Annotated in this window: 23 protein-coding genes and 1 rRNA gene; 16 read left to right on the top strand and 8 right to left on the bottom strand. The window is 70.4% G+C overall.

Features of this window, described 5'->3' with window-relative positions:
• Positions 1-47: 47 nt before the first annotated feature.
• Positions 48-383, top strand: a complete 336-nt coding sequence (locus P2L57_RS14395; RefSeq protein WP_275813860.1) for a hypothetical protein — start codon at positions 48-50, stop codon at positions 381-383.
• A gap of 9 nt (positions 384-392) precedes the next feature.
• Here P2L57_RS14395 and P2L57_RS14390 read toward each other — a convergent pair whose 3' ends face one another.
• Positions 393-1,094, bottom strand: coding sequence for a FadR/GntR family transcriptional regulator (locus tag P2L57_RS14390; protein WP_275813857.1), 702 nt, complete (start codon positions 1,092-1,094; stop codon positions 393-395).
• Between the two features lie 81 nt (positions 1,095-1,175).
• Between P2L57_RS14390 and P2L57_RS14385 the strand changes: the two genes are divergently transcribed.
• From P2L57_RS14385 to P2L57_RS14370, 4 genes are all read left to right on the top strand, one after another.
• The gene (locus tag P2L57_RS14385) at positions 1,176-2,465 is read left to right on the top strand and encodes a CynX/NimT family MFS transporter (protein ID WP_275813854.1); all 1,290 of its coding nucleotides are present in this window, start codon (positions 1,176-1,178) and stop codon (positions 2,463-2,465) included.
• 57 nt (positions 2,466-2,522) lie between these two features.
• The gene (locus tag P2L57_RS14380) at positions 2,523-2,645 is read left to right on the top strand and encodes an SGM_5486 family transporter-associated protein (RefSeq protein WP_275813851.1); all 123 of its coding nucleotides are present in this window, start codon (positions 2,523-2,525) and stop codon (positions 2,643-2,645) included.
• A gap of 199 nt (positions 2,646-2,844) precedes the next feature.
• On the top strand, positions 2,845-3,072 hold the full coding sequence (locus tag P2L57_RS14375; RefSeq protein ID WP_275813848.1) for a hypothetical protein: 228 nt from the start codon (positions 2,845-2,847) through the stop codon (positions 3,070-3,072).
• Between the two features lie 50 nt (positions 3,073-3,122).
• On the top strand, positions 3,123-3,641 hold the full coding sequence (locus P2L57_RS14370) for a SixA phosphatase family protein (RefSeq protein ID WP_275813846.1): 519 nt from the start codon (positions 3,123-3,125) through the stop codon (positions 3,639-3,641).
• Between the two features lie 83 nt (positions 3,642-3,724).
• Here the strand turns inward: P2L57_RS14370 and serB are convergent, their stop codons facing one another.
• On the bottom strand, positions 3,725-4,993 hold the full coding sequence (serB, locus tag P2L57_RS14365) for a phosphoserine phosphatase SerB (RefSeq protein ID WP_275813843.1): 1,269 nt from the start codon (positions 4,991-4,993) through the stop codon (positions 3,725-3,727).
• Between the two features lie 745 nt (positions 4,994-5,738).
• A complete protein-coding gene (locus P2L57_RS14360; RefSeq protein WP_275813840.1) occupies positions 5,739-7,133 on the bottom strand; it encodes a streptophobe family protein in 1,395 nt (464 codons plus the stop codon).
• A gap of 231 nt (positions 7,134-7,364) precedes the next feature.
• Here P2L57_RS14360 and P2L57_RS14355 point away from each other — a divergent pair, with 231 nt between their 5' ends.
• Positions 7,365-9,956 carry an FHA domain-containing protein gene (locus P2L57_RS14355; protein WP_275813837.1) on the top strand — a complete coding sequence of 864 codons (2,592 nt, stop codon included), beginning with the start codon at positions 7,365-7,367 and terminating at the stop codon, positions 9,954-9,956.
• A 76-nt stretch (positions 9,957-10,032) separates the two neighbouring features.
• Here P2L57_RS14355 and P2L57_RS14350 read toward each other — a convergent pair whose 3' ends face one another.
• On the bottom strand, positions 10,033-10,284 hold the full coding sequence (locus P2L57_RS14350) for an S-adenosylmethionine:tRNA ribosyltransferase-isomerase (RefSeq protein WP_372515707.1): 252 nt from the start codon (positions 10,282-10,284) through the stop codon (positions 10,033-10,035).
• A complete protein-coding gene (locus P2L57_RS14345) occupies positions 10,281-10,979 on the bottom strand; it encodes an SDR family NAD(P)-dependent oxidoreductase (RefSeq protein WP_275813834.1) in 699 nt (232 codons plus the stop codon). The genes P2L57_RS14350 and P2L57_RS14345 overlap by 4 nt, the downstream gene beginning before the upstream one ends.
• A 189-nt stretch (positions 10,980-11,168) precedes the next feature.
• On the opposite strand from P2L57_RS14345, the gene P2L57_RS14340 reads away from it, so the two are divergent.
• The 4 genes from P2L57_RS14340 to P2L57_RS14325 all read left to right on the top strand — a co-directional run bounded on the left by P2L57_RS14340 (position 11,169) and on the right by P2L57_RS14325 (position 13,852).
• The gene (locus P2L57_RS14340) at positions 11,169-12,317 is read left to right on the top strand and encodes a GAF domain-containing sensor histidine kinase (protein WP_275813831.1); all 1,149 of its coding nucleotides are present in this window, start codon (positions 11,169-11,171) and stop codon (positions 12,315-12,317) included.
• Positions 12,310-12,993, top strand: a complete 684-nt coding sequence (locus P2L57_RS14335) for a response regulator (RefSeq protein ID WP_275813828.1) — start codon at positions 12,310-12,312, stop codon at positions 12,991-12,993. The genes P2L57_RS14340 and P2L57_RS14335 overlap by 8 nt, the downstream gene beginning before the upstream one ends.
• A 143-nt stretch (positions 12,994-13,136) precedes the next feature.
• Positions 13,137-13,379, top strand: a complete 243-nt coding sequence (locus tag P2L57_RS14330; RefSeq protein ID WP_275813825.1) for a chaplin family protein — start codon at positions 13,137-13,139, stop codon at positions 13,377-13,379.
• Between the two features lie 203 nt (positions 13,380-13,582).
• Complete coding sequence (locus P2L57_RS14325; protein ID WP_275813822.1) at positions 13,583-13,852, top strand: chaplin; 270 nt, start codon at positions 13,583-13,585, stop codon at positions 13,850-13,852.
• Between the two features lie 80 nt (positions 13,853-13,932).
• On the opposite strand, the gene P2L57_RS14320 is transcribed toward P2L57_RS14325, so the two are convergent.
• The gene (locus tag P2L57_RS14320; RefSeq protein WP_275813819.1) at positions 13,933-14,739 is read right to left on the bottom strand and encodes an Rv1486c family protein; all 807 of its coding nucleotides are present in this window, start codon (positions 14,737-14,739) and stop codon (positions 13,933-13,935) included.
• A gap of 108 nt (positions 14,740-14,847) precedes the next feature.
• Here P2L57_RS14320 and P2L57_RS14315 point away from each other — a divergent pair, with 108 nt between their 5' ends.
• The 3 genes from P2L57_RS14315 (at position 14,848) to P2L57_RS14305 (ending at position 17,256) form a co-directional block, all read left to right on the top strand.
• Positions 14,848-15,639 carry an ABC transporter ATP-binding protein gene (locus P2L57_RS14315; RefSeq protein WP_275813816.1) on the top strand — a complete coding sequence of 264 codons (792 nt, stop codon included), beginning with the start codon at positions 14,848-14,850 and terminating at the stop codon, positions 15,637-15,639.
• A gap of 69 nt (positions 15,640-15,708) precedes the next feature.
• Entirely contained in the window at positions 15,709-16,131 is a 423-nt protein-coding gene (locus P2L57_RS14310) for an NfeD family protein (protein WP_275813813.1), read from the top strand.
• A gap of 180 nt (positions 16,132-16,311) precedes the next feature.
• The gene (locus tag P2L57_RS14305) at positions 16,312-17,256 is read left to right on the top strand and encodes an SPFH domain-containing protein (RefSeq protein WP_275813810.1); all 945 of its coding nucleotides are present in this window, start codon (positions 16,312-16,314) and stop codon (positions 17,254-17,256) included.
• 103 nt (positions 17,257-17,359) lie between these two features.
• On the opposite strand, the gene P2L57_RS14300 is transcribed toward P2L57_RS14305, so the two are convergent.
• Complete coding sequence (locus P2L57_RS14300) at positions 17,360-17,863, bottom strand: HNH endonuclease (protein ID WP_275813807.1); 504 nt, start codon at positions 17,861-17,863, stop codon at positions 17,360-17,362.
• Positions 17,864-18,245: 382 nt separating this feature from the next.
• Complete coding sequence (locus tag P2L57_RS14295; RefSeq protein WP_275813804.1) at positions 18,246-18,785, bottom strand: YbhB/YbcL family Raf kinase inhibitor-like protein; 540 nt, start codon at positions 18,783-18,785, stop codon at positions 18,246-18,248.
• Between the two features lie 98 nt (positions 18,786-18,883).
• On the opposite strand from P2L57_RS14295, the gene P2L57_RS14290 reads away from it, so the two are divergent.
• The 3 genes from P2L57_RS14290 to P2L57_RS14280 all read left to right on the top strand — a co-directional run.
• The gene (locus P2L57_RS14290) at positions 18,884-19,531 is read left to right on the top strand and encodes a DNA-3-methyladenine glycosylase (RefSeq protein WP_275813801.1); all 648 of its coding nucleotides are present in this window, start codon (positions 18,884-18,886) and stop codon (positions 19,529-19,531) included.
• A gap of 78 nt (positions 19,532-19,609) precedes the next feature.
• Positions 19,610-20,875 carry a tyrosine--tRNA ligase gene (tyrS, locus tag P2L57_RS14285; protein ID WP_275813796.1) on the top strand — a complete coding sequence of 422 codons (1,266 nt, stop codon included), beginning with the start codon at positions 19,610-19,612 and terminating at the stop codon, positions 20,873-20,875.
• A gap of 574 nt (positions 20,876-21,449) precedes the next feature.
• Positions 21,450-21,569, top strand: a 16S ribosomal RNA gene (locus P2L57_RS14280); the annotation flags it as partial.

The raw sequence follows: 21,569 nt of genomic DNA, 5'->3' as shown, positions 1-21,569 counted from the left end.
GAGCACGACTGAGCGGCGGGGCCGGCCCACCGGGCAGGATGTGTGCCATGCGCCGGTATCCCCGTACGGCCGCACTGCTCCTGGCGGCCGCGATCGCACCCGCCGCGACGCCGTCGGCCGCCCACGCGGTACCCGGCGCCGACTCGCCGTCGGGCGCCGCACCGGGCACGCAGTGCCGTACCCAGATCCGCGGCAGTGCCGGCACCGCCGTGTGCCACAACCCCGATCCGGCGGTCGTGCACGTTCGACTGCACATCGTCTGCCGACGCTGGTGGGACCCGGCGACAGACACCAGGCCGGTGCCGGTCGGCCCGGCGCAGACGGTCACGTTGACCGGGCGGTGCTGGAAGGAGATCCGCTCGGTGTGGATCACCCGCGGTTAGCGTCGCGACTCAGGCCTGATGCCGCTCGGCCCCGGTGCTGTCGCCGCGTGGTCGGCACCCCAGCGTGTAGGCGCTCGCCTGGGCCGCCGCCCGCTCGCCGTCCCCGGCACGGATCGCCTCGACCAGAGCGCCGTGCTCCGCATAGCCCTCCGGGCGCAGGACCTCGCCGACGTCGGAGCGGATCAGGTCGCGCAGCACCTCGCCGAGGTCCGCGTACATCTCCGTCAGCACGTCGTTGTGCGCCGAGGCCACCACCGCCAGGTGCAGCGCCGTGTCCGCGTCCACGAACGCCTCCGCGTCGCCGGACTCCCAGGCCCGTTCGCGCCGGTCCAGCGCCCTGTCCAGCTGGGACAGGTCGCGTTCGGTACGGCGCCGGGCGGCGAGCCGGGCCGCCGCGGCCTCCAGCACACCGCGGACCTCGGCGAGATGGTCCCGGTCGGTGTCGGCGAAACGGCGCTGCATCACCCCGGCGAGCTCGCTGGTCGCCACCACGTACGTGCCCGATCCCTGCCGGATGTCCAACAGCCCGTTGTGCGCCAGCGCGCGCACCGCCTCGCGCACCGTGTTGCGGGCGACGCCGAGCTGCTCGACCAGCTCGGGCTCGGTCGGAATGCGGGAGCCGACCGGCCATTCGCCGGAGGTGATCTGGGTGCGCAGCTGAGCGATCACCAGGTCGACCAGGGCGGAACGCCGGGGCGCGGTCAGCGGCATGGCTCTCCTCGTGGGGCTCGCGAACACCGGATCGGGAAATCAACTGGACAGTCAATCATCCCATGATTCTATGATGACTGCATGCGTGACGACGAGACCCTGACCCACGACCGCCAGGAAACCGCGGTGACCGCCCCCGGACCGGCGGCCAGGGCGCGCCCGGACGCCTGGGTGCGCCGGCTCGTGGTCATCGGCTTGATCGCCGCCGCGCTCAACCTCCGTCCGGCGATCACCAGCCTCGGCACGCTGCTGGCGGAGGTCCGCGGCGGCCTGCACATGAGCGGCACCGTCGCCGGACTGCTGACCTCCGTACCAACGCTGTGCTTCGCGGTCTTCGGCATCGCCGCCCCACGGCTCGCCCGCCGCTTCGGGCCGGGCGCCGTCGTGTGCGCGGGGATGGCGGCCATCACCGCGGGGCTGTTGCTGCGCCCGTTCGCCGGGGGGACGCCCGCGTTCCTCGCCGCCAGCGCCCTCGGGCTCGCGGGCATAGCGGTCAGCAACGTGCTGATGCCGGTCATCGTCAAGCAGCACTTCCCGGACCGCATCGGCCAGATGACCGGCCTGTACTCCATGGCGCTCGCCCTCGGCACCGCGATAGCGGCGGCCGCCACCGTTCCCATCACCCATGCCCTGGGCGGTAGTTGGCGGCTCGGCCTCGGGGTATGGGCGGCGCTCGCCGCGCTCGCCGTCGTCCCGTGGCTCGGGCTGATACGCGCCCGCGCGACCAGCACGGCGACCAGCACGGCGTCCAGCGCCGCGCCCGCACCGGACGCTCCCGGCATACGCATCACCCGCAGCCCCACAGCCTGGGCACTGGCCTGCTACTTCGGGCTGCAGGCCACCGGTGCGTACATCACCATGGGCTGGCTGCCGCAGATCTTCCGTGACGCGGGGATCTCGGCGAGCACCGCGGGTGTGCTGCTGGCCGGCACCATGATCATGGGCGTACCGCTGTCCTTCGTGCTGCCCACGGTCGCCGGGCGAATGCGGCACCAGGGCGGGCTGGTCGTCGCCCTGGCGGCGTTCGGCCTCGCGGGGTACGCGGGGCTGTGGCTCGCTCCGGACGCCGCGCCGCTCGCCTGGGCACTGATGCTCGGTGTGTCGAACTGCGCGTTCCCGCTCGCGCTCACCATGATCGGCATGCGGTCGCGCAGCGGCCCCGGGGTGGTCCGGCTGTCCGCCTTCGCGCAGAGTGTCGGCTATCTGATCTCGATACCGGGGCCGATCCTGGTCGGCGCCCTCTACCAGCAGTCCGGAGGCTGGGGCCTGCCGATCGCGTTGATGGCCGGCCTCATGGTGCCGCAGGTCATCGCCGGCCTGTTCGCCGGGCGCAGCCGCCACATAGAAGACGAGGCCCGGCGCGCGGTCTGACACGCTCGCCGCGGACCCATGCGCCGGGCCGCGGGGGACTGGTGCGAGACTTGGCCCATGCCAGTCCTCGAACCGAACCCGCCGCAGCCGCAGAAGAAGCTCCTGCTGGTCTTCGGCCTCATGCTCGGTGTGCCCGCCGTGGTCGCCGTGATCGCCTCCATCGCCGCCAACTACGGGTGACCGCGGCCCTGACCTGCTGGTTCAGGGTCGGGGGTGGGGTTGTCCCCACCTCCCTTAGGGGGTCAGGGTCAGGGTCAACTGGGTGGATCGCCTGATGGGTTGGGCCGCCGCGGTTCCGTAGCGTCGTCAGTGCACCGAGCAGGCGCGAGGTGCGCCGAACAGTGACCGACGACGCCACGCGACTCTGGAGGCGGTTTCCATGGCGGCCCCCCACATCCAGCCGAGGTCAGCGCACCCGCGGGCCACCGGGGTGCCGACAAGACTGCCGTGGTGGGCGGTGGCCCTGCCCGCCATCTCCTTCGCGGTGCTGCTGGCCGTGGTCGCCGGTCCCGCGCACGCCGCCTCGTCGGTGCCCGGGCAGCCGTTGGACCAGCTGCTCGGCCGGTTGTCCGAGGTGCTGCCGCGGCTGCTGTCGCACCTGATCTGACCGTACGTACTCCCGCGCCCGCCGCCGAGATTTCTGCAAAGCTGATGGGCATGAGCGACGCAACGCCCCGAAGGGTCATTCTCCTCCGGCACGCCAAGGCCGACTGGCCGGACGTGCCCGACCGGGACCGGCCGCTCGCCGAGCGCGGGCGCAAGGAAGCGCCCGCCGCCGGAGTGTGGCTTGCCGGAACGCGCATCATGCCCGACCTCACCCTCTGCTCACCGGCGGTCCGTACCCGCGAGACCTGGAAGCTCGTCGCGCACGAACTGCCGCAGCGCCCCAAGACCGTCTACGAGGAGCGGCTCTACGAGGCCAGCCTCGGCGAACTCATCGCGGTGATCAACGAAACCCCCGACGAGGTCGCCGATCTGCTGCTGGTGGGCCACAACCCCGGGATACACGCGCTGGCCGACGCCCTCGCGGGCACGGTGGAGGGGGACGCCCTGGTACGGATGACCAGAACCGCGTTTCCGACGTCAGCGGTCGCCGTGCTGACGTTCTCCGGATCGTGGAAGTCCGTGGAGCACGGCGTGGCACGTCTGACCGAGTTCTGGACGCCGCACCCCTGACACGACGGTCTGGACGCCGCGCCTGAAACGTGAAGGTGCGGCTCCCGGCCGCGGGCCGGGAGCCGCACTCATCTCCGCGCCACCTAAGCCTCGATGTGCAGATCGGCCGCCTCGATCTCCTCGCGGGTGACCCCGAGCAGATACAGGACCGTGTCCAGGAACGGCACGTTCACCGCGGTGTCCGCCGCCTCGCGGACCACCGGCTTGGCGTTGAAGGCGATGCCGAGCCCCGCCGCGTTGAGCATGTCCAGGTCATTGGCGCCATCTCCGATCGCCACGGTCTGGGCCAGCGGCACCCCGGCCTCCGCGGCGAAGCGCCGCAGCAGGCGTGCCTTGCCCGCCCGGTCCACCACCTCGCCGGTCACCCGCCCGGTCAGCTTCCCGTCCACGATCTCCAGCGTGTTGGCGGAGGCGAAGTCCAGGCCGAGCCGCTCCTTGAGATCGTCGGTGACCTGGGTGAAGCCACCGGAGACGATGCCGACCTGGTAGCCGAGGCGCTTGAGGGTACGGATGAGCGTACGGGCACCCGGGGTCAGCCGTACCTCGGCGCGCACCTTGTCCACCACGGAGGCGTCGAGGCCCTCCAGTAGCGCCACCCGAGCGTGCAGCGACTCGGTGAAGTCCAGCTCACCGCGCATCGCCTGCGCAGTCACCTCGGCGACCTCCGCCTCACAGCCCGCGTGCGCCGCGAAGAGCTCGATCACCTCGTCCTGGATGACGGTGGAGTCCACATCCATCACGATCAGGCGCTGAGCCCTGCGATGCAGGCCGGACGCGACCACCGCCACGTCCACACCGCGGCGGGCCGCCTCCACCGCGAGCGCGGTGCGCAACTCCTCGGTGGGCGCGCCGGAAACCGTCAACTCCACGGCCGTCACCGGGTACTTGGCGAGCCGGAAGATACGGTCGATGTTGCCGCCCACCTCGGTGATCTTGGCCGCTATGGCGGCCGCCGACTCGGCGGTGAGCGGATGACCGAGCACGGTCACATGCGAACGGCCCACACCACGCGGGCGGTTGTCGCCGATACCGGAGATGATCTCGGCCTGCATCTTGATCGATTCGGCCCAACTGTGCACGGTGGCGCGGAGGTCGCCCTCCGCGCCGGGGCCGCCGGTGGGCGCGGTGATCAGCACGCAGAGCACTATGCGGCCTCGGGTGACCACCTGCTCGATGTCGATGACGTCCACGCCGAAGGCGGCGAGGGTGTCGAAGAGTCCGGCGGTGATCCCCGGGCGATCCTTGCCGAAGATCTTGACCAGGAGAGTCGGACCGGTCTCATGCGCTGCCGCCGCGCTCGCGGCGGCGCTGACCGGAACGGCGGGGGCAGGTTTGGGCTGCGAGTCGTCCATGGTGTGACCACCGTATCTGCCGTCCCTCCGCCCCGACCCCGCGGCCTCCGGCCCGGTCGCGCATCCGGGCACGAAGATTTCCCTCCCACCCCGGTTTCCGGTGCCCCGCATCTCGCCGTTGCGCGGGGTGGCCTCCGGCTCGGTTGCGGTTCCGCTCGCGCTTGGCGGTTCCGGGTACGAAGATTTCCCTCCCGCCCCCTGTTGACGGTGCCCGCATCTTGCCGTTGCGCGGGGTGGCCTCCGGCCCGGTTGCGGTTCCGCTCGCGCTTGGCGGTTCCGGGTGCGGAGATTTCCTCCCCGCCCCCTGTTGCCGTGGTCCGTATCTTGCCGTTGCGCGGGGTGGCCTCCGGCTCGGTTGCGGTTCCGCTCGCGCTTGGCGGTTCCGGGTGCGGAGATTTCCCTCCCTCCCCGTTGCCGTGGTCCGTATCTTGCCGTTGCGCGCGGCTGTCGTGGGGTCGGGGGCGGGCCGGGGTGTCTCCTCACTCCGGCTATCGCTGCACAGTTGCGGTGCTTCCTGGGGTCGCTGCGGGGACACCCCGGCCCACCCCCTTCCGCCGTCGACTGCGCTTGCAGCTGCGTGGGTGGGGATGCGAACCCGAGGGGAAGAGGGCCAAAGGAAATCGCACCCACTGCGGATCGTGATGGCCACCGGCCCGCGAGCGCCCCCGATCCCGCCCCACGAACCAACAGCGCGCAACGGCACCCATCACGATCCCGGCAACGGGGCGGAGGCAGGGAAAGCGCCTTACCCGGAACCGCCAGCGCGAGCGGAACCGCCAAGCGCGAGCGGAACCGCCCCAAGGGCCCCCGCAACCACCCCCCACGCCGCCCCCAAAAGCACCGCAACCGCGATCCCCGCGTGAAGACCGACCCCAGACCCAACAGCGTCAAAGCCGAACACGGAAAGATCCGCGTTCACGGAAAACCCGCTCAGCCAAGCCACCAACGGCACCCCCACCGCGCTCACCAGCCCAAGCCGCACCGCACAGCCCCCCACGAAGCGCCACCGCGGCACACCCCCCGCCGGGGTGCGAGCCGCAGCCAGCACCCCGGCGGCCAGCATCATGACCACCGCGGCCACCGGCAGCAGCCACATCCGACCGTCGACCTGAGCCAGCCCCGCCACCGTGATCGAACGCTCGCCGCCCCCAGAACCCAGCAGTACCTCCAGCGGTTGCGGCAACAGCACCGCCAACGGCCCCGACGCGCTCCCATGCCAAGGCACGAACAGCCCGAGCGTCGCACCGAGCCACACCCCGTTCGGCGCACCGAGCAGCGCGCTGCCGACCACACGCCCGGGGTGACCGTCGGTGATGGCCGAGTACACCGCCGTGGCCAGCCCGGCAGCCACCGCCGCCAGCAGCATCACCCACAGCGCCCACACGGCAGGCCGAACGGCCGCCACGCCGGGCGGCAGCGGTGTGGCCCGTGAGGCCAGCAAGGCGACCGCCAGCACCACGAGCACCCAGATCAGCCCACCGGCCATCGACGCACCGACGTCGGCCCGGAAGCCAACGGACGCCTTGTCCTTCACGAGGTTGCCGAGACTGTTCACCAGCCCGCCGCCGAGGTTCCCCAGGTCCCCGATGCCGGGAAGCGTGCCGAGGATCCCGCCGGTGCCGCCCTGGCCGTTGCCCAGCGCGGCACCGTTGATCGAGATGGTGGAGTGCCCGGCCCACGCCAGCCCGCCGAGCACGGCGAAGAACAGCGCCGCCACCGTGACCGCGCGGGCGGCCAACTCAGGCCCGCTGACCAGGCCCCCGACCCGCCGTAGCGAGCGCAGGAACACCCACGCCAGCAGTAGCGCCCCGGTCAGGCCCACCCCGAGCGGCATGATGTCGATGGTGCCGTGCGCGGCGGCGCCGGTGATGCCGAAGACCGTCACATCGCCGGACGGGCTGACCTTGCCGCCCACCGCCATGGTGACCACGGCCGCGGTCATCGGGCCGAGTGACCCCAGCGCGTCCGCGCCGAGCAGATGGAGGCCGAGCGCGGCCACCGCCGCCATGGCCGAAAATGACCAGCCCACCGCCGCGAACGCGGTGAGCAGCACATTGCCCCAGGGCACCCCGCGCGCGGTGGAAGGGGAGGCGGCGTATCCGTTTCGCGCCTGGTAACCGTCAGTGTCGCCGCTGGTCATCGCGACCCCCGGTCGGAGAGTTGCCCGGATCGCCCGGACTGCGGCGGTCCGTGGGCGCTTTCCACTCTCCGAGGCTGTATCGGTGGAGTCAATTCGACGGTGTCGCAGCGGTTCGATGAGGGCGACTTTCCGTTACGGACAAGAGCCTGAAATAGTTCCTCCCGATGTTCGACATCCCTAGACTCCCCGGCATGGGGGATTACTCGGGGGACAAACCTTGTGGGGCATGGAGTGCCGGAACTCGTACTGGAATTGAACGGACAAACCTGGACGCTTGACGCGTCCAGGTCATACACTTTGGGCCGTGACCCACAGGGTGATGTGGCGCTCGACGACGCCCGCGTCTCCTGGCGGCACGCCACGATCCGCTGGGGCGGACAGAGTTGGGTCGTGGAGGACCTCGGCAGCACCAACGGCACCTATCTGCGGGGGCAGCGCATCCAGCAGGTGGAGATCGGCCCCGGTTCCGTGGTGAACCTCGGCAACGCCACCGACGGCCCGCGTCTGAACTTCACCGCCGCACAGGCGGTGGCCGCACCCGCCGCGCATCAGGCGCCCGCCGCGCAGGCGGCACAGGTGCCAGCCCAGGCCGCGCCCGCCGCGCACCAGGCGCCGCAGCAGCACGCGGCGGGCGGCTGGGCCCAGCAGCCGCCCGCGCAGCAGCAGTTCGCGCAGCAGGCGGCCTGGAACGGCCAGCCCCAGCAGCCCCCGCAGGCGCACATACCGCAGCAGCCGCCGCAGCCGCACCAGCAGCCCGCAGCCGCGGCCACCCCGCAGTCACCGCGCGGCGACCGCAGCCCGACGACCTTCCACCATCTCGCGGTGGGCCGGGTGATGCGCATCGGCCGTGCGCTGGAGAACGAACTGGTCGTCTCCGACCTGCAGGTCTCCCGGCACCACGCCGAGTTCCACGCGCACCCCGACGGGCGCATGGAGATCGTCGACCTCGGCAGCCACAACGGCACGTACGTCAACGGTCAGCCGGTGCAGCGCCACCTCATCGGCCCGAACGACATCGTCGGCGTCGGCCACTCCACGTTCCGCCTGGTCGGCGACCGGCTGGAGGAGTTCGTCGACACCGGCGCGGTCTCCTTCTCGGCCCGCCGCCTGACCGTCCAGGTCCCGCAGGGCGGCACCACCAAGACGATCCTCAAGGACGTCTCCTTCGGCGTCCCGGAGAAGTCGCTGGTCGGCGTCATCGGCCCGTCCGGATCCGGCAAGTCCACCCTGTTGCGAGCCCTCACCGGCTACCGCCCGGCGGACCAGGGTGAGGTGCTCTACGACAACCGGAACCTGTACAAGCAGTTCGCCGAACTGCGCCAGCGCATCGGCCTCGTCCCGCAGGACGACATCCTGCACAAGGAGCTGACGGTCCGCCGGGCGCTGCGCTACGCCGCCAAGCTGCGCTTCCCCGGTGACACCGCGACCGAGGAGCGCAACGCCCGCATTGACGAGGTGCTGCGCGAGCTCAAGCTCGACATCCACGCGGACAAACGCATCACCTCGCTCTCCGGTGGTCAGCGCAAGCGGGTCTCGGTCGCCCTCGAACTGCTCACCAAGCCGTCGCTGATCTTCCTCGACGAGCCCACCTCGGGCCTCGACCCGGGCATGGACCGCGATGTGATGCAGCTGCTGCGGGGCCTGGCCGACGACGGACGCACGGTCCTGGTGGTCACCCACTCGGTGGCCGAACTGGCGCTGTGCGACCGGCTGTTGGTGATGGCCCCGGGCGGTTCGGTGGCGTACTTCGGCCCGCCGGACGAGGCGCTGAACTTCTTCGGCTACGAGACCTGGGCGGACGTCTTCCAGGCCTTCGAGAACTACCGCGACTACGACTGGTCGGGCCGCTGGCGCGGTTCGCAGCACTACCAGATGTACGCGGCCGACCTCGACGCCGCCGCCCCGCAGCAGGTCGCGGCCGTCGCGCCGCAGCAGACCCGGCCGCAGAAGCCGCAGAGCTGGGGCTCGCAGCTGGGCACGCTGATCATGCGCTATCTGTCGGTGATCGCCTCCGACCGCGGTTTCATGGGCCTGATGGTGGTGCTGCCCGCGGTGCTCGGCGTGGTGAGCACGGTCATCCCGGCGAAGTTCGGCATCGGCCCAGGGCCGATAAGGGGTGGCTTCGCCTGGAACAAGGACGCCGGCACGATCCTGATGATCCTCACGGTCGGCATGTGCTTCTCCGGTGCCGCCAACTCGGTACGAGAACTGATCAAGGAACGGGTCATCTACGAGCGCGAACGGGCGGTCGGCCTGTCACGTTCCGCGTATCTGATGTCCAAGGTCATCGTGCTCGGCTTCATCACCGCCATCCAGGGCGTGATCATCTGCGGTATCGGCTTCATTCCGCGCAAGTTGCCCACCGAGGGCGTGCTCTTCCACAACGCCCCCGCCGTCGAGATGACGCTGATCATCATCGGCATCGGGTTCACCTCGATGATGATCGGCCTGGTCATCTCCTCGCTGGTCAAGACCGCCGAGAAGACCATGCCGCTGCTGGTGATGTTCGCCATCGTCCAGGTGGTGTTCACCGGCATCCTCTTCCAGCTGTTCAACAAGCCGGGCATCGAGCAGGTCGCCTGGCTGATGCCGTCCCGCTGGGCGCTGGCCGGACTGGCCACCACGGCTGACCTGAACAACCTCATGCCGTGGGACCCGCCCGTCCCGCCGGACCACGCGGGAAGCGTGGACGCACTGTGGAAGCACACTGCGCTCGCCTGGTCGCTCGACATGGTGGTGCTGCTGCTGCTCGGCGTGATCTGCGGCTTCGCGGTCGCCCGGCTGCTGCGCCGCCACGAGCCCGAGGTCATGCGCGAGAAGTAACCGGCCCGTCGGTCCCACGAGAGGCGGGGGCCCCCCCCCCCACGGGGGGGCCCCCCCGCCTCCGCGTATCGGCACGTCAGGGCAGCAGGCTGACGTCCCCGACCGCCTCGCCGCCGTGCACGGCGTCCACGGCGGCGGGCAGGGTGCGTGAGGTGTTCACCACCAGCACGTCCCCGGCCCGCAGCAGCGAGGGCAGATCGCGGAAGGCGGAGTGCTCCACTGCCCCGGACGTCCTGCGGCCCACGATCATCCGGACCCCGTCCCGGCACCGCGGCGGCACACGGGCCGACAGCTCCGGTGGCACCCGTACCGCCCGCACGCTCCTCACCGCCGTACCGCAAGCAGCGCCGCGGCCGTGTATCGGCCGCTGTCCGCGCACTCATCCAGCTGCCGCAGCAGCGCCGGGACCACCGATTCCGGCGCGGGGCGGTCCGCCGCACAAGGATCCTCCGGGACCGCCGCCGCATACAGGTCGGTGCGCATGTCGCCCGGATCCACCCACCACACCCGTACCCGCGGCTCCTCGACCGCGAGCACCGCCGAGAGCTGCTCCAGCGCGGCCTTGCTCGCCCCGTAGCCGCCCCACGCCGGATACGCCTCCACCGCGGCGTCCGAGCTCACGTTGAGCACCGCGCCCCCAGAAGCGCGCAGCAGCGGCAGCACCGCCCGGGTCAGGGCCAGCGGTGCCACGACGTTCGTCTCCAGTGCGCCGCGCAGCCCCTCCGTCGACAGGGCGTCCAGCCGCGCCGGCGGCTCCGCACCCAACGCGCTGGCGTTGTTCACCAACGGATCGAGGCCACCCGACTCCGCGGCCGGCGCGACCAGCTCCGTACGGTGGCCCGGGTCGGTCACGTCCCAGGGCAGCGCCACCACCCGCCCCGGTCCCCGCGACTCTCCGGCCGCCGCCCGCAACGTGGCGGCCGACCGCGCGTCCAGGACCAGATCCCAGCCCCGTCCGGCCAACGCCGCCGCCAGCGCCCTCCCGAGCCCCTTCGAAGCACCGGTGATGATCGCGACAGGCACGTCCGGCTCCCCTACGCCCAGCGCCGGGCCCGGTGCCCGGCGACGCCCCCACGGTAGGAACGTGTACGACGCGGTCGCCTCGGCCGTACGCCGCACCCCACCAGGGCACTTCGGCCTACGCCCGCGGGCCCGGCCCGCCCCGTCCGCCGGTCCGATGCCGCTGTCAGTGCCCGCCGGTACGGTGAACACATGTCCAACGGGTCCGCGCGGAGCGAGATCGACGCGGTGAGCGCCGCGGTGCTGGCGATCAGCCGGCACCGCGAGGTGCGTGACGTGCTGCAGACCATCGTCACGTCCGCGCGCGAGCTGCTCGGTGCCAAGTACGCGGCGCTGGGTGTGCCCGACGACCACGGCGGCTTCGCCCAGTTCGTGGTGGACGGCGTCGGCGACGAGCAGTGGAAGAGCATCGGCCCGCTGCCCCGCCAGCACGGCATCCTCGCGGCCATGGTCCAGGAAGCCGCCCCGCAGCGCCTTGCGGACGTCCGCAAGGACCCGCGCTTCGGCGGCTGGCCCAGCGCGCACCCCGAGATGTCCGACTTCCTCGGCGTACCGATCGTCGACGGGGACGAGGTGCTGGGCGCCCTGTTCCTGGCCAACGAGGAGTGCGCGGGGCCGCGCACCGGCTGCTCCTTCACCGACGACGACGAGGCGCTGCTGCGCACCCTCGCCGCCCACGCCGCCATCGCGCTCACCAACGCCCGGCTGCACGAGCGCGGCCGGGAGCTGAACATCGCGGGGGAGCGGGCCCGGATAGCCCATGAGCTGCACGACGCCGTCTCCCAGAAGCTGTTCTCGCTGCGGCTGACCGCCCAGGCCGCCGCTACCTTGGTGGACCGTGATCCGGAGCGTGCCAAGGGCGAGTTGAAGGAAGTCGCCCGGCTCGCCGCCGACGCCGCCGACGAACTGCGGGCCGTCGTCGTCGAGTTGCGCCCTGCGGCGCTCGACGAGGACGGCCTGGTGGCCACCCTGCGCACCCAGGTCCAGCTGCTCAACCGGGCGCACACCGCCCGTGTCCTCTTCACCGCCCGTTGCATCCGCGCCCTGCCCTCCGCCCAGGAGGAGGCGCTGCTACGGGTCGCCCAGGAGGCACTGCACAACGCCCTGCGGCACGCGGACGCCGACACCGTCGAGGTGCTGCTCGAAGGCCGCGGCAGAGGCGCGGTGCTGCGGATCCACGACGACGGACGCGGCTTCGAACCGACCGCGGTGCGCAGGGCGGGCCGCCATCTCGGACTTGTCTCGATGCGTGACCGCGCCGCGGGCGCGGGAGGCAGGCTGACCGTGGACTCGGCTCCCGGCAAGGGAACCGTCATCGAAATGGAGGTGCCCGGTGGCTGAACCGAGCGAGCCCCGGACCGGCGGTGCGGGCAGCGGCGCCGCTGTCATCAGGGTGCTGCTGGTCGACGACCACCAGGTGGTGCGCCGTGGCCTGCGGACCTTCCTGGAGGTCCAGGACGACATCGAGGTGGTCGGCGAGGCGGCCGACGGCGACGAAGGGGTTTGCCGCGCCGAGGAGTTGCGGCCCCACGTGATCCTGATGGATGTCAGGATGCCCGGCACCGACGGCATCGCGGCGCTGCGCAAGCTCCGTGAACTGGACAACCCCGCAAGGGTGTTGGTGGTGACCAGCTTCACCGAGCAGCGCACGGTGGTGCCCGCACTGCGAGCCGGTGCCGCCGGGTACGTGTACAAGGACGTAGCCCCCGACGCGCTGGCCGACGCGATCCGCTCGGTGCACGCCGGGCATGTGCTGCTCCAGCCCGAGGTGGCCGATGCGCTGCTGTCCCGGGAGGAGGCCAACGGCGGGCAGGGGCGCGGGGGTTCACTCACCGACCGCGAACGCGAGGTACTCGGCCTGATCGCGGACGGCCGGTCCAATCGAGAGATCGCCCGGGCGCTGGTGCTCTCCGAGAAGACCGTCAAAACCCACGTGTCGAACATCCTGATGAAGCTCGACCTCGCCGACCGCACCCAGGCCGCGCTGTGGGCGGTACGGCACGGGATAGGCACCTGACGTGCTCCCGGGCGAACCGGGCTTAGATTCATACCGTCGGGTGTATGTCGCCCGGATGGCGCAACCGATGGTGCCGTCGGCCGTTCTCCATGGCGTGTCCGCAGCGACCTGCTCGGGCGCACCACGCTAGGAGGAACGTAGAAGTGATGAACCTGAAGAAGGCCGCGGCTGTCACCGCCCTCGCCGGCGGTCTCGCCCTCGCCGGTGCCGGCGCTGCCTCTGCCTGCTGCCCCCAGGCCGAGGGCAAGGCCGTGAACTCGCCGGGTGTGCTCTCGGGCAACGTGGTCCAGGTGCCGGTGGACGTCCCGGTGAACGTCACGGGCAACAGCGTCAACGTGGTCGGCATCGGCAACTCGGCTTTCGGCAACCACTCGGTGAACGAGTAACCACCGAACGGAACGACTGACCGCGTCCGCGAGTCCGTTTCCTGGTCACCGGCCCCGGAGGAAGCCTCCTCCGGGGCCGCGTCGCTGCTTTGCGCCGTATGGAGGTATCGGCGGTCGAACGCGTGTCATCGGGGCCGGTCGACGCGTTTGGCCCGGTGTGGCTCCGCAGCAGCGGCCACGGAACGACAAGAGGAGCATTTTCCATGCACACTGCCAAGAAAGCCGCCCTCGTCCTCGCAGCAGCCGGTGTCGCCGCCGGTGCGACCGCGACGTCCGCGTCAGCGCACGAGAAGAACGAGAAGGAGTTCTGCGGCAGCGCCGCGGTGGCCAAGACGGCCCTGTCACCGGGCGTGATCTCGGGGAACGTGATCCAGGTCCCGGTGGACGTCCCGGTCAACGTGGTCGGCAACACGGTGAACGCCCCCGGGATCCTCAACCCGGCCTTCGGCAACACCGGCGCCATCTGCCGCTGAGCCCCAACCAGCCCCTCTCGCCAACGGCCCCGCGAACGTGTTCCGCGGGGCCGGTCGCGTACTCACCGAGCGCCGCGGGGTCACTCCCCCTTGCGGCGTTGCGCTTCCTCCACGTAGGCGTTGTACGCGGCCACCTGGGCGCGGCGGGCGGTGCGCTCCACCGGGCGCAGCAGTTCGGCGCGGGCCGCGATCTGGGAGGCGCTCACGGCCGTGCCGTGTTCGGGTCCGGCCTGGATGCTCTGGGCGATGGAGGTCAACGCGCCCACCCGCTGGGCCAGTTCCAGGACGCGCGCGGCGCGTGGTGGATAGCCGGGGGCCAGTACCTCCCGGCCGCGTTCCACGCGGGCTCGATAGGCGTCGAGGGCCGCTTGCGCGGCCGGGCCCGCGCCCGCCACGTCCAGTCGGGACAGCGCCGCCGTCGCGTCCCGCAGGGCCTCGGCCAGCTCCCGTTCCGCCTCGCCGAGCGAGGGCACGTCGGCGGGCGGCGCGTCCCATACCTCCAGGCAACGCCAGAGCACCTCCACATGCCGGTCGTCGCGCGGCCCCGCCTCGGTGACTTCGGGGACCAGGCCGAGCGCCGCCGCTCCGGCCCCGATCACGGCTTCGCCCGCCGCGAGCGCCCGCGTGTTGAACTCCGGCGGGCCGCTCAACCCCAGCGGATGCCCCGGAACGGGCAGCGCGAGCCGGAAGCCCGACACTCCCAGCGCGCGCAACCGGCCGAGCCCGAGGGTCAGCCCCACCGGGCCCTCCTCACCCGGCAAATCGACGATTCGGTGAACGGAATCACCGCCGACGATCTCCTCCGCCGCGTCATCCGGGGCGACAAAACCACCAAGTAGGGCATTTCCCCATGCCGTCATACGTCCTGAGCGAGGTTCCTGAAGCATCCACCCAGCCTATGGACAGGAGCGCTGGACGCGTGGCGTAGGTTTTCCTTCGGGACTGCACCCTCGACGACCGAGATCGCAACAGGCAATAGGGGAGACAACGCGCTCATGAGCGATGTACTGGAGCTGGTGGACGTATCCGTGGTCCGCGACGGACGGGCTCTGGTGGACAAGATCTCCTGGTCGGTCGCCGAAGGGGAGCGCTGGGTGATCCTCGGCCCCAACGGCGCGGGCAAGACCACCCTGCTCAACATCGCCTCCAGTTACCTGTTCCCCACCACCGGTGAAGCCGTGATCCTCGGCGAGAAGCTCGGCAGCGTCGACGTGTTCGACCTGCGCCCGCGGATCGGCATCGCGGGCGTCGCCATGGCCGACAAGATGCCGCGCCGCCAGACCGTCCTGGAAACCGTGCTCACCGCCGCGTACGGCATGACCGCCCACTGGCGGGAGAGCTACGACAAGTCCGACGAGGACCGCGCCCGACTGATCCTCGACCGGCTCGGCATGGCCGAGTACGCCGACCGCAAGTTCGGCACCCTGTCCGAAGGCGAGCGCAAGCGCACCCTGATCGCCCGCGCGATCATGATCGACCCCGAAATGCTCCTCCTCGACGAGCCCGCCGCCGGTCTCGACCTCGGCGGCCGGGAAGATCTGGTGCGGCGCCTGGGGCGCTTGGCCCGCGACCCCATCGCCCCCTCGATGATCATGGTCACCCACCATGTGGAGGAGATCGCCCCGGGCTTCACCCACGTCCTGATGATCCGTCAGGGCAAGGTGGTCGCCGCCGGACCCATCGAGCTGGAGCTGAACTCCCGCAACCTCTCGCACTGCTTCGGCCTGCCGCTCGTCGTGGAGCGCCGTGCCGACCGCTGGACCGCGCACGGCCTGCCGCTGACCTGACGTCCCCGACGCCGGGCGCCGCGGGCGACTCCCTGTTCGGCGGCGACCGCGACGGCCTACCATGACCGTGTGGACACATGGGTGTGGTGGCTGGTCGCCGCGGCTGGTCTGGGTATCCCGCTGGTGATCACCGCGCTGCCGGAGTTCGGCATGATCGCGGCCGGTGCCGTCGCGGCGGCGATCACCGCTGCCCTCGGTGGCGATCTCACGCTCCAGGTCGTGGTCTTCGCCGTCGTCTCCGTCGCGCTCGTCTCGGTGGTGCGCCCCATCGCCAACCGACACCGCACCACACATCCCGTGCTGCGCACCGGCGTTGACGCACTGAAGGGCCGCGAAGCCGTGGTCCTGGAGAGAGTTGACGGCCACAACGGCCGGATCAAGCTCGGTGGCGAAATCTGGTCGGCGCGGTCATTCGACGCCGACCAGGTCTTCGAAGCCGGACAGAAAGTCGACGTCATCGAAATCGAGGGAGCAACCGCGGTCGTCATGTGACAGGCCCGGTTGCCAGGAGACTGGCCGCCCAGCAGACTGGCCCGCCCAGGAGACTGGCCCGCCCAGCAGACCGGCCCGCGGAGCGACGGGAATTCGCCGGTCCCGCAGCGTCCGCGGCGGAGGTCTGACAGACTTGATCACCAAACCATCAGACAGCGGCGCGTGGTACGGAGAGTGGTCGTGACCCCCATCATCATCGTCCTGGTCATCCTGGTGGTGCTCGTCTTCATCGCACTCATCAAGACGGTCCAGGTCATCCCGCAGGCGAGCGCCGCCATCGTCGAACGCTTCGGCCGGTACACCCGCACCCTCAGCGCCGGCCTGAACATCGTGGTGCCATTCATCGACACGATCCGCAACCGTATCGACCTACGCGAGCAGGTTGTGCCGTTCCCGCCGCAGCCGGTGATCACCCAGGACAACCTGGTGGTCAACATCGACACCGTCATCTACTACCAGGTCACCGACGCGCGGGCGGCCACCTACGAGGTCGCCAGCTACATCCAGGCGATCGAGCAGCTCACCGTCACCACTCTCCGCAACATCATCGGTGGCATGGATCTGGAACGGACCCTGACCTCCCGCGAGGAGATCAACGCGGCACTGCGCGGCGTCCTGGACGAGGCGACCGGCAAGTGGGGCATCCGCGTCAACCGCGTTGAGCTCAAGGCGATCGAGCCCCCGACCTCCATCCAGGACTCGATGGAGAAGCAGATGCGCGCCGACCGTGACAAGCGCGCAGCGATCCTCACCGCCGAGGGCATCCGGCAGTCCCAAATCCTCACCGCGGAAGGTGAGAAGGCCTCCGCGGTGCTGCGCGCCGAAGGTGACGCCCGGGCCGCCGCCCTGCGCGCCGAAGGTGAGGCCCAGGCGATCCGTACCGTCTTCGAGTCCATCCACGCGGGCGACCCCGACCAGAAGCTGCTCGCCTACCAGTACCTGCAGATGCTGCCGAAGATCGCCGAGGGCGACGCCAACAAGCTCTGGATCGTGCCCAGCGAGCTCGGCGACGCGCTCAAGGGCCTCGGCGGTGCCATCGGCAACTTCGCTCCGCCCACCGGCGGCGGCAACAACGGGTCGGGCCAAAGCCCCCGCCGCGAGAGCCCCCGCCTCGACAAGGAGTGACTCGCACTTCCGCACGCTGACCCGGGCCCCAGCCGAAGACGCGGGCCTGCCGTCTCGGCCGGGGCGACACCGCACGGCTGACAGCGGCAGCCCGGGAACGCCGTCAGGCCGGAAGCGCCAGCCACTCCGGCAGGTCCATGCCGTCCCGCAGCCCGAGCGCAAGCAGCAGTGCGTCCGCCGGGGTCGGCTCGAACGGTCTGGCCAGCAGCCGCATTCCGGCCTGCTCCGGCGTACGGTCCGCCTTGCGGTGATTGTCCGCCGCGCATGCCGCGACCGTGTTGAGCCAGGTGTCCCGCCCGCCGTGCGAGCGCGGTACGACATGGTCCACCGTGGTCGCGCGGCGGCCGCAGTACGCGCACCGGTGCCGGTCCCGCACCAGAACCCCCCGCCGTGACCACGGCGCCCGTTGTCGGAACGGCACCCGTACGTAGCGGCAGAGCCTGATCACCCGCGGCACCGGAACATCAACGGCCGCCGCGCGGATCCGCAACCCGGGATGCGCCTGCTCGACCACGGCCTTGCCCTGCATCACCAGCACCACAGCACGCCGCAGCGACACCGTCGACAGCGGTTCGAAGCTTGCGTTCAGTACCAGCGTCTCGCGCATCCCGCCCACCTCCCGAGTCCCTCCCCGCCCCCACGGCGAGGTGGCACCACTGTGGCCGGATCACGCCCGGTGAACAACGCAATTTCCGTAATTCACAGCTTATTTGACGCTGAGTCACAATGAATTGGGCTGGCGGAAAGTAAAAGGCTCCGGACGCCCACCCCCGTGGAAACAAGGGCGCCCGGAGCACACGGCAGCCGGCGCGGACACCACATCCGCGGACACCAGAGCGCGCCCCACGGACCCGGTTCCGGCAGACGACGGAAGAAACGCCGCCGCCCCCGCCACTGCGGTACCGACTGCCCGGTGACCTTGGCCAGATCACCTGGTACACACCACTGTGCGGTGCGCGGCGGCGGGGCGCAACGGAATTATTTTCGGGTCAACCCGCCGCGGGCTCCCCGTACTCGCCGATCAGCTGCGCGCGGGCGATGGTGTGGAAGCGCAGGTTGAAACCGACCACCGCGGGGGTGGCATCGGCATCCGGCCCGAGCTTCCCGGTGTCGACCGCGTACACCGTGAAGACATACCGGTGCGGCTCATCACCGGGCGGCGGCGCGGCGCCCCCGAAGTCGCGCGTCCCGTAGTCGTTCCGCACCTGGACCGCGCCGTCGGGCAGCCCCTCGAACTTCCCCGACCCGGCACCGGCGGGCAGCTCCGTCAGCGTCGCCGGAATGTCGAACACCGTCCAGTGCCAGAAGCCACTGCCGGTCGGCGCGTCCGGGTCGTAGCAGCTCACGGCGAAGCTCTTGGTCTCCGGCGGGAAGCCCTCCCACCGCAGATGCGGCGAGGTGTTGCCCTTGGCGTAGACCTGCGCGTCGCCGAGCTTCCCGCCCGGCCGCACGTCATCGCTCACCACCGTGAACGACGGCACCTGTGGGTGGAAGTCATGGGGGAGCGGCCGCCTCTTCTGCTCGGTCACCTGGCTACCTCCTGATCGCGCCTGATCCTTCGTCGGTCACCCTAGGGCTTGGCCGCCGCCGCCCGTGACTGGCTCGCCTACCGCTAGGCTCGTACGACATGATCGCCGCCCCCGACCGGACCCCCCTGGACCGCGCCTTCTTCGACCGGCCGGTCCTCGACGTCGCGCCGGACCTCCTAGGCCGCGTCCTGGTCAGGAAGACGGCACACGGCCCGATCGAACTGCGCCTGACCGAGGTCGAGGCCTACGCGGGCCCTGTCGACCCCGGCTCGCACGCGTACCGCGGCCGCACCGACCGCAACGCGGTCATGTTCGGTCCACCCGGCCATGTGTACGTCTACTTCACGTACGGCATGTGGCACTGCATGAACCTGGTCTGCGGCCCGGAGGGCACCGCCAGCGCGGTGCTGCTGCGCGCGGGGGAGATCACCGCGGGCGCCGACCTCGCCCGCAAGCGCCGCCAGACGTCACGCCGTGACACCGACCTCGCCCAGGGCCCGGCCCGACTGGCCACCGCGCTCGACGTGGACCGCGCACTCGACGGCAGCGATGTGTGCCCCTCCGATCCGGACAGTTCGCCCTTCCAGATCCTGACCGGCGCTCCGCCAGCCCTGCACACCGTCCGCAACGGCCCGCGCACCGGCGTCGGCGGCGAGGGCGCTGCCCACCCCTGGCGCTTCTGGATCACCGCGGACCCCACCGTCAGCCCGTACCGGCCGCACGCTCCCCGGAAACGCCGTTCATAAGCGTTCGCCGGAACCGCGTAGGCTCGTTCACGCTGCGGGAGCGGCATCGACCGATACGACTGAAGGAGACACGGGACCGTGACGGACATCGTCGACGAGCTGCGGTGGCGAGGGCTGATCGCCGTTTCCACTGACGAGGACGCACTGCGCAAGGCGTTCGCGGACGGCCCGGTCACGGTCTATTGCGGCTTCGACCCGACGGCTCCCAGCCTGCACCTGGGCAACCTGGTGCAGATTCTCACCATCCGCCGCCTTCAGCAGGCGGGCCACCGCCCGCTGGGCCTGGTCGGTGGGGCGACCGGTCTGATCGGCGACCCCAAGCCGACGGCCGAGCGCACGCTCAACGATCCGGAGATCGTCGCGGGCTGGGTGCAGCGGTTGCGCGCCCAGATCGAGCCGTTCCTCTCCTTTGACGGGCCCAACGCCGCGATCATGGTGAACAACCTGGACTGGACGTCCGGTATGTCGGCCATCGAATTCCTGCGCGACGTGGGCAAGCACTTCCGCGTCAACAAGATGATGTCCAAGGAAGCCGTCGCCCGCCGCCTGAACTCCGACGCGGGCATCAGCTACACCGAGTTCAGCTACCAGATCCTGCAGGGCATGGACTTCCTGGAGCTGTACCGACGGTACGGCTGCACCGTGCAGACCGGCGGCAGCGACCAGTGGGGCAACCTCACCTCTGGTATCGACCTGATCCACCGGGTCGAGGGCGCCAACGTGCATGCCATCGCCACCCCGCTGATCACCAAGGCGGACGGCACCAAGTTCGGCAAGACGGAAAGCGGCACGGTCTGGCTCGACCCCGAGATGACCACGCCGTACGCCTTCTACCAGTTCTGGCTCAACGCCGACGACCGGGACATCCCGCAGTTCCTTCGGATCTTCAGCTTCAAGTCGCACGAGGAGATCGAGGAACTCGAGCGGCTCACGCTGGAACGCCCCCAGGCGCGCACCGCTCAGCGGGCACTCGCCGAGGAACTGACCACCCTCGTCCACGGTGCCGGCCAGACGGCCGCGGTGATCGCGGCGTCGAGGGCGCTTTTCGGCCAGGGCGAGCTGGTCGATCTCGACGAGCCGACGCTGGCCGCCGCCCTGTCGGAGCTGCCCTACGCGAAGGTGCCCGCGCTCGCACCCGTCGTCGACCTCTTCGCGGAGGTGGGACTGGTCGCCAGCAAGTCAGCCGCCCGACGCACCATCAAGGAGGGCGGTGCGTACGTGAACAACGTGAAGGTTGAGGCGGAGGACGCGGTTCCGTCCGCGACCGATCTGCTGCACGGACGGTGGCTTGTGCTGCGCCGCGGTAAGAAGAATCTGGCTGCGATCCAGGTCAGCGAGGGCTGACGGCAGGGCGACGGATGTTGGGCGGGCCGGAGACTTGACTCCGGCCCGCCCAACGCCTAACGTAGCCCGAGCCGCTGGATAAGGAGAGCCGTACGGCGTGGTCACACAGGCCGCCGGGGCACCTTGAGAAGGCAGCCAACCACTACCGACTCATCGCGACCCCGAACAGGGTGTAATTCCCCTGTCGAGAATTGCGGTAAAGTAGTGGCCGCCAACAAGGCCGGAAACGAAGACCGGAAACGGAAATCGAATCTGGTAGGGTTGGAAACACCGGAAAGCGAAAGCCAGAAGGTAATCCCGCCAGCGGGAATCGGGTCGGAAAAGATCTGATAAGCTGGAGAAACCGAAGGGAAAGCCCGGAGGGGCCGGTGAAACGGTCTCGAAGGAAGCTTCCGTTCCTTGAGAACTCAACAGCGTGCCAAAAGTCAACGCCAGATATGTTGATACCCCGTCCGCCGGTCAAGCCCGGTGGATGAGGTTCCTTTGAAACACACAGCGAGGACGCTGTGCACGATCCGGATTATTCCTCCGGGTTGTGCCGCTCTCGTGGTGTTGCCGGGATAGCCCGGAAGCATTCACGGAGAGTTTGATCCTGGCTCAGGACGAACGCTGGCGGCGTGCTTAACACATGCAAGTCGAACGATGAAGCCCTTCGGGGTGGATTAGTGGCGAACGGGTGAGTAACACGTGGGCA

Origin of the sequence: Streptantibioticus ferralitis (genome assembly GCF_029223525.1) — a bacterium.
GTDB lineage: Bacteria > Actinomycetota > Actinomycetes > Streptomycetales > Streptomycetaceae > Streptantibioticus_A > Streptantibioticus_A ferralitis.
The sequence above is the reverse complement of the archived record's forward strand: the minus strand, read 5'-3'. Positions and strand labels throughout refer to the sequence as shown.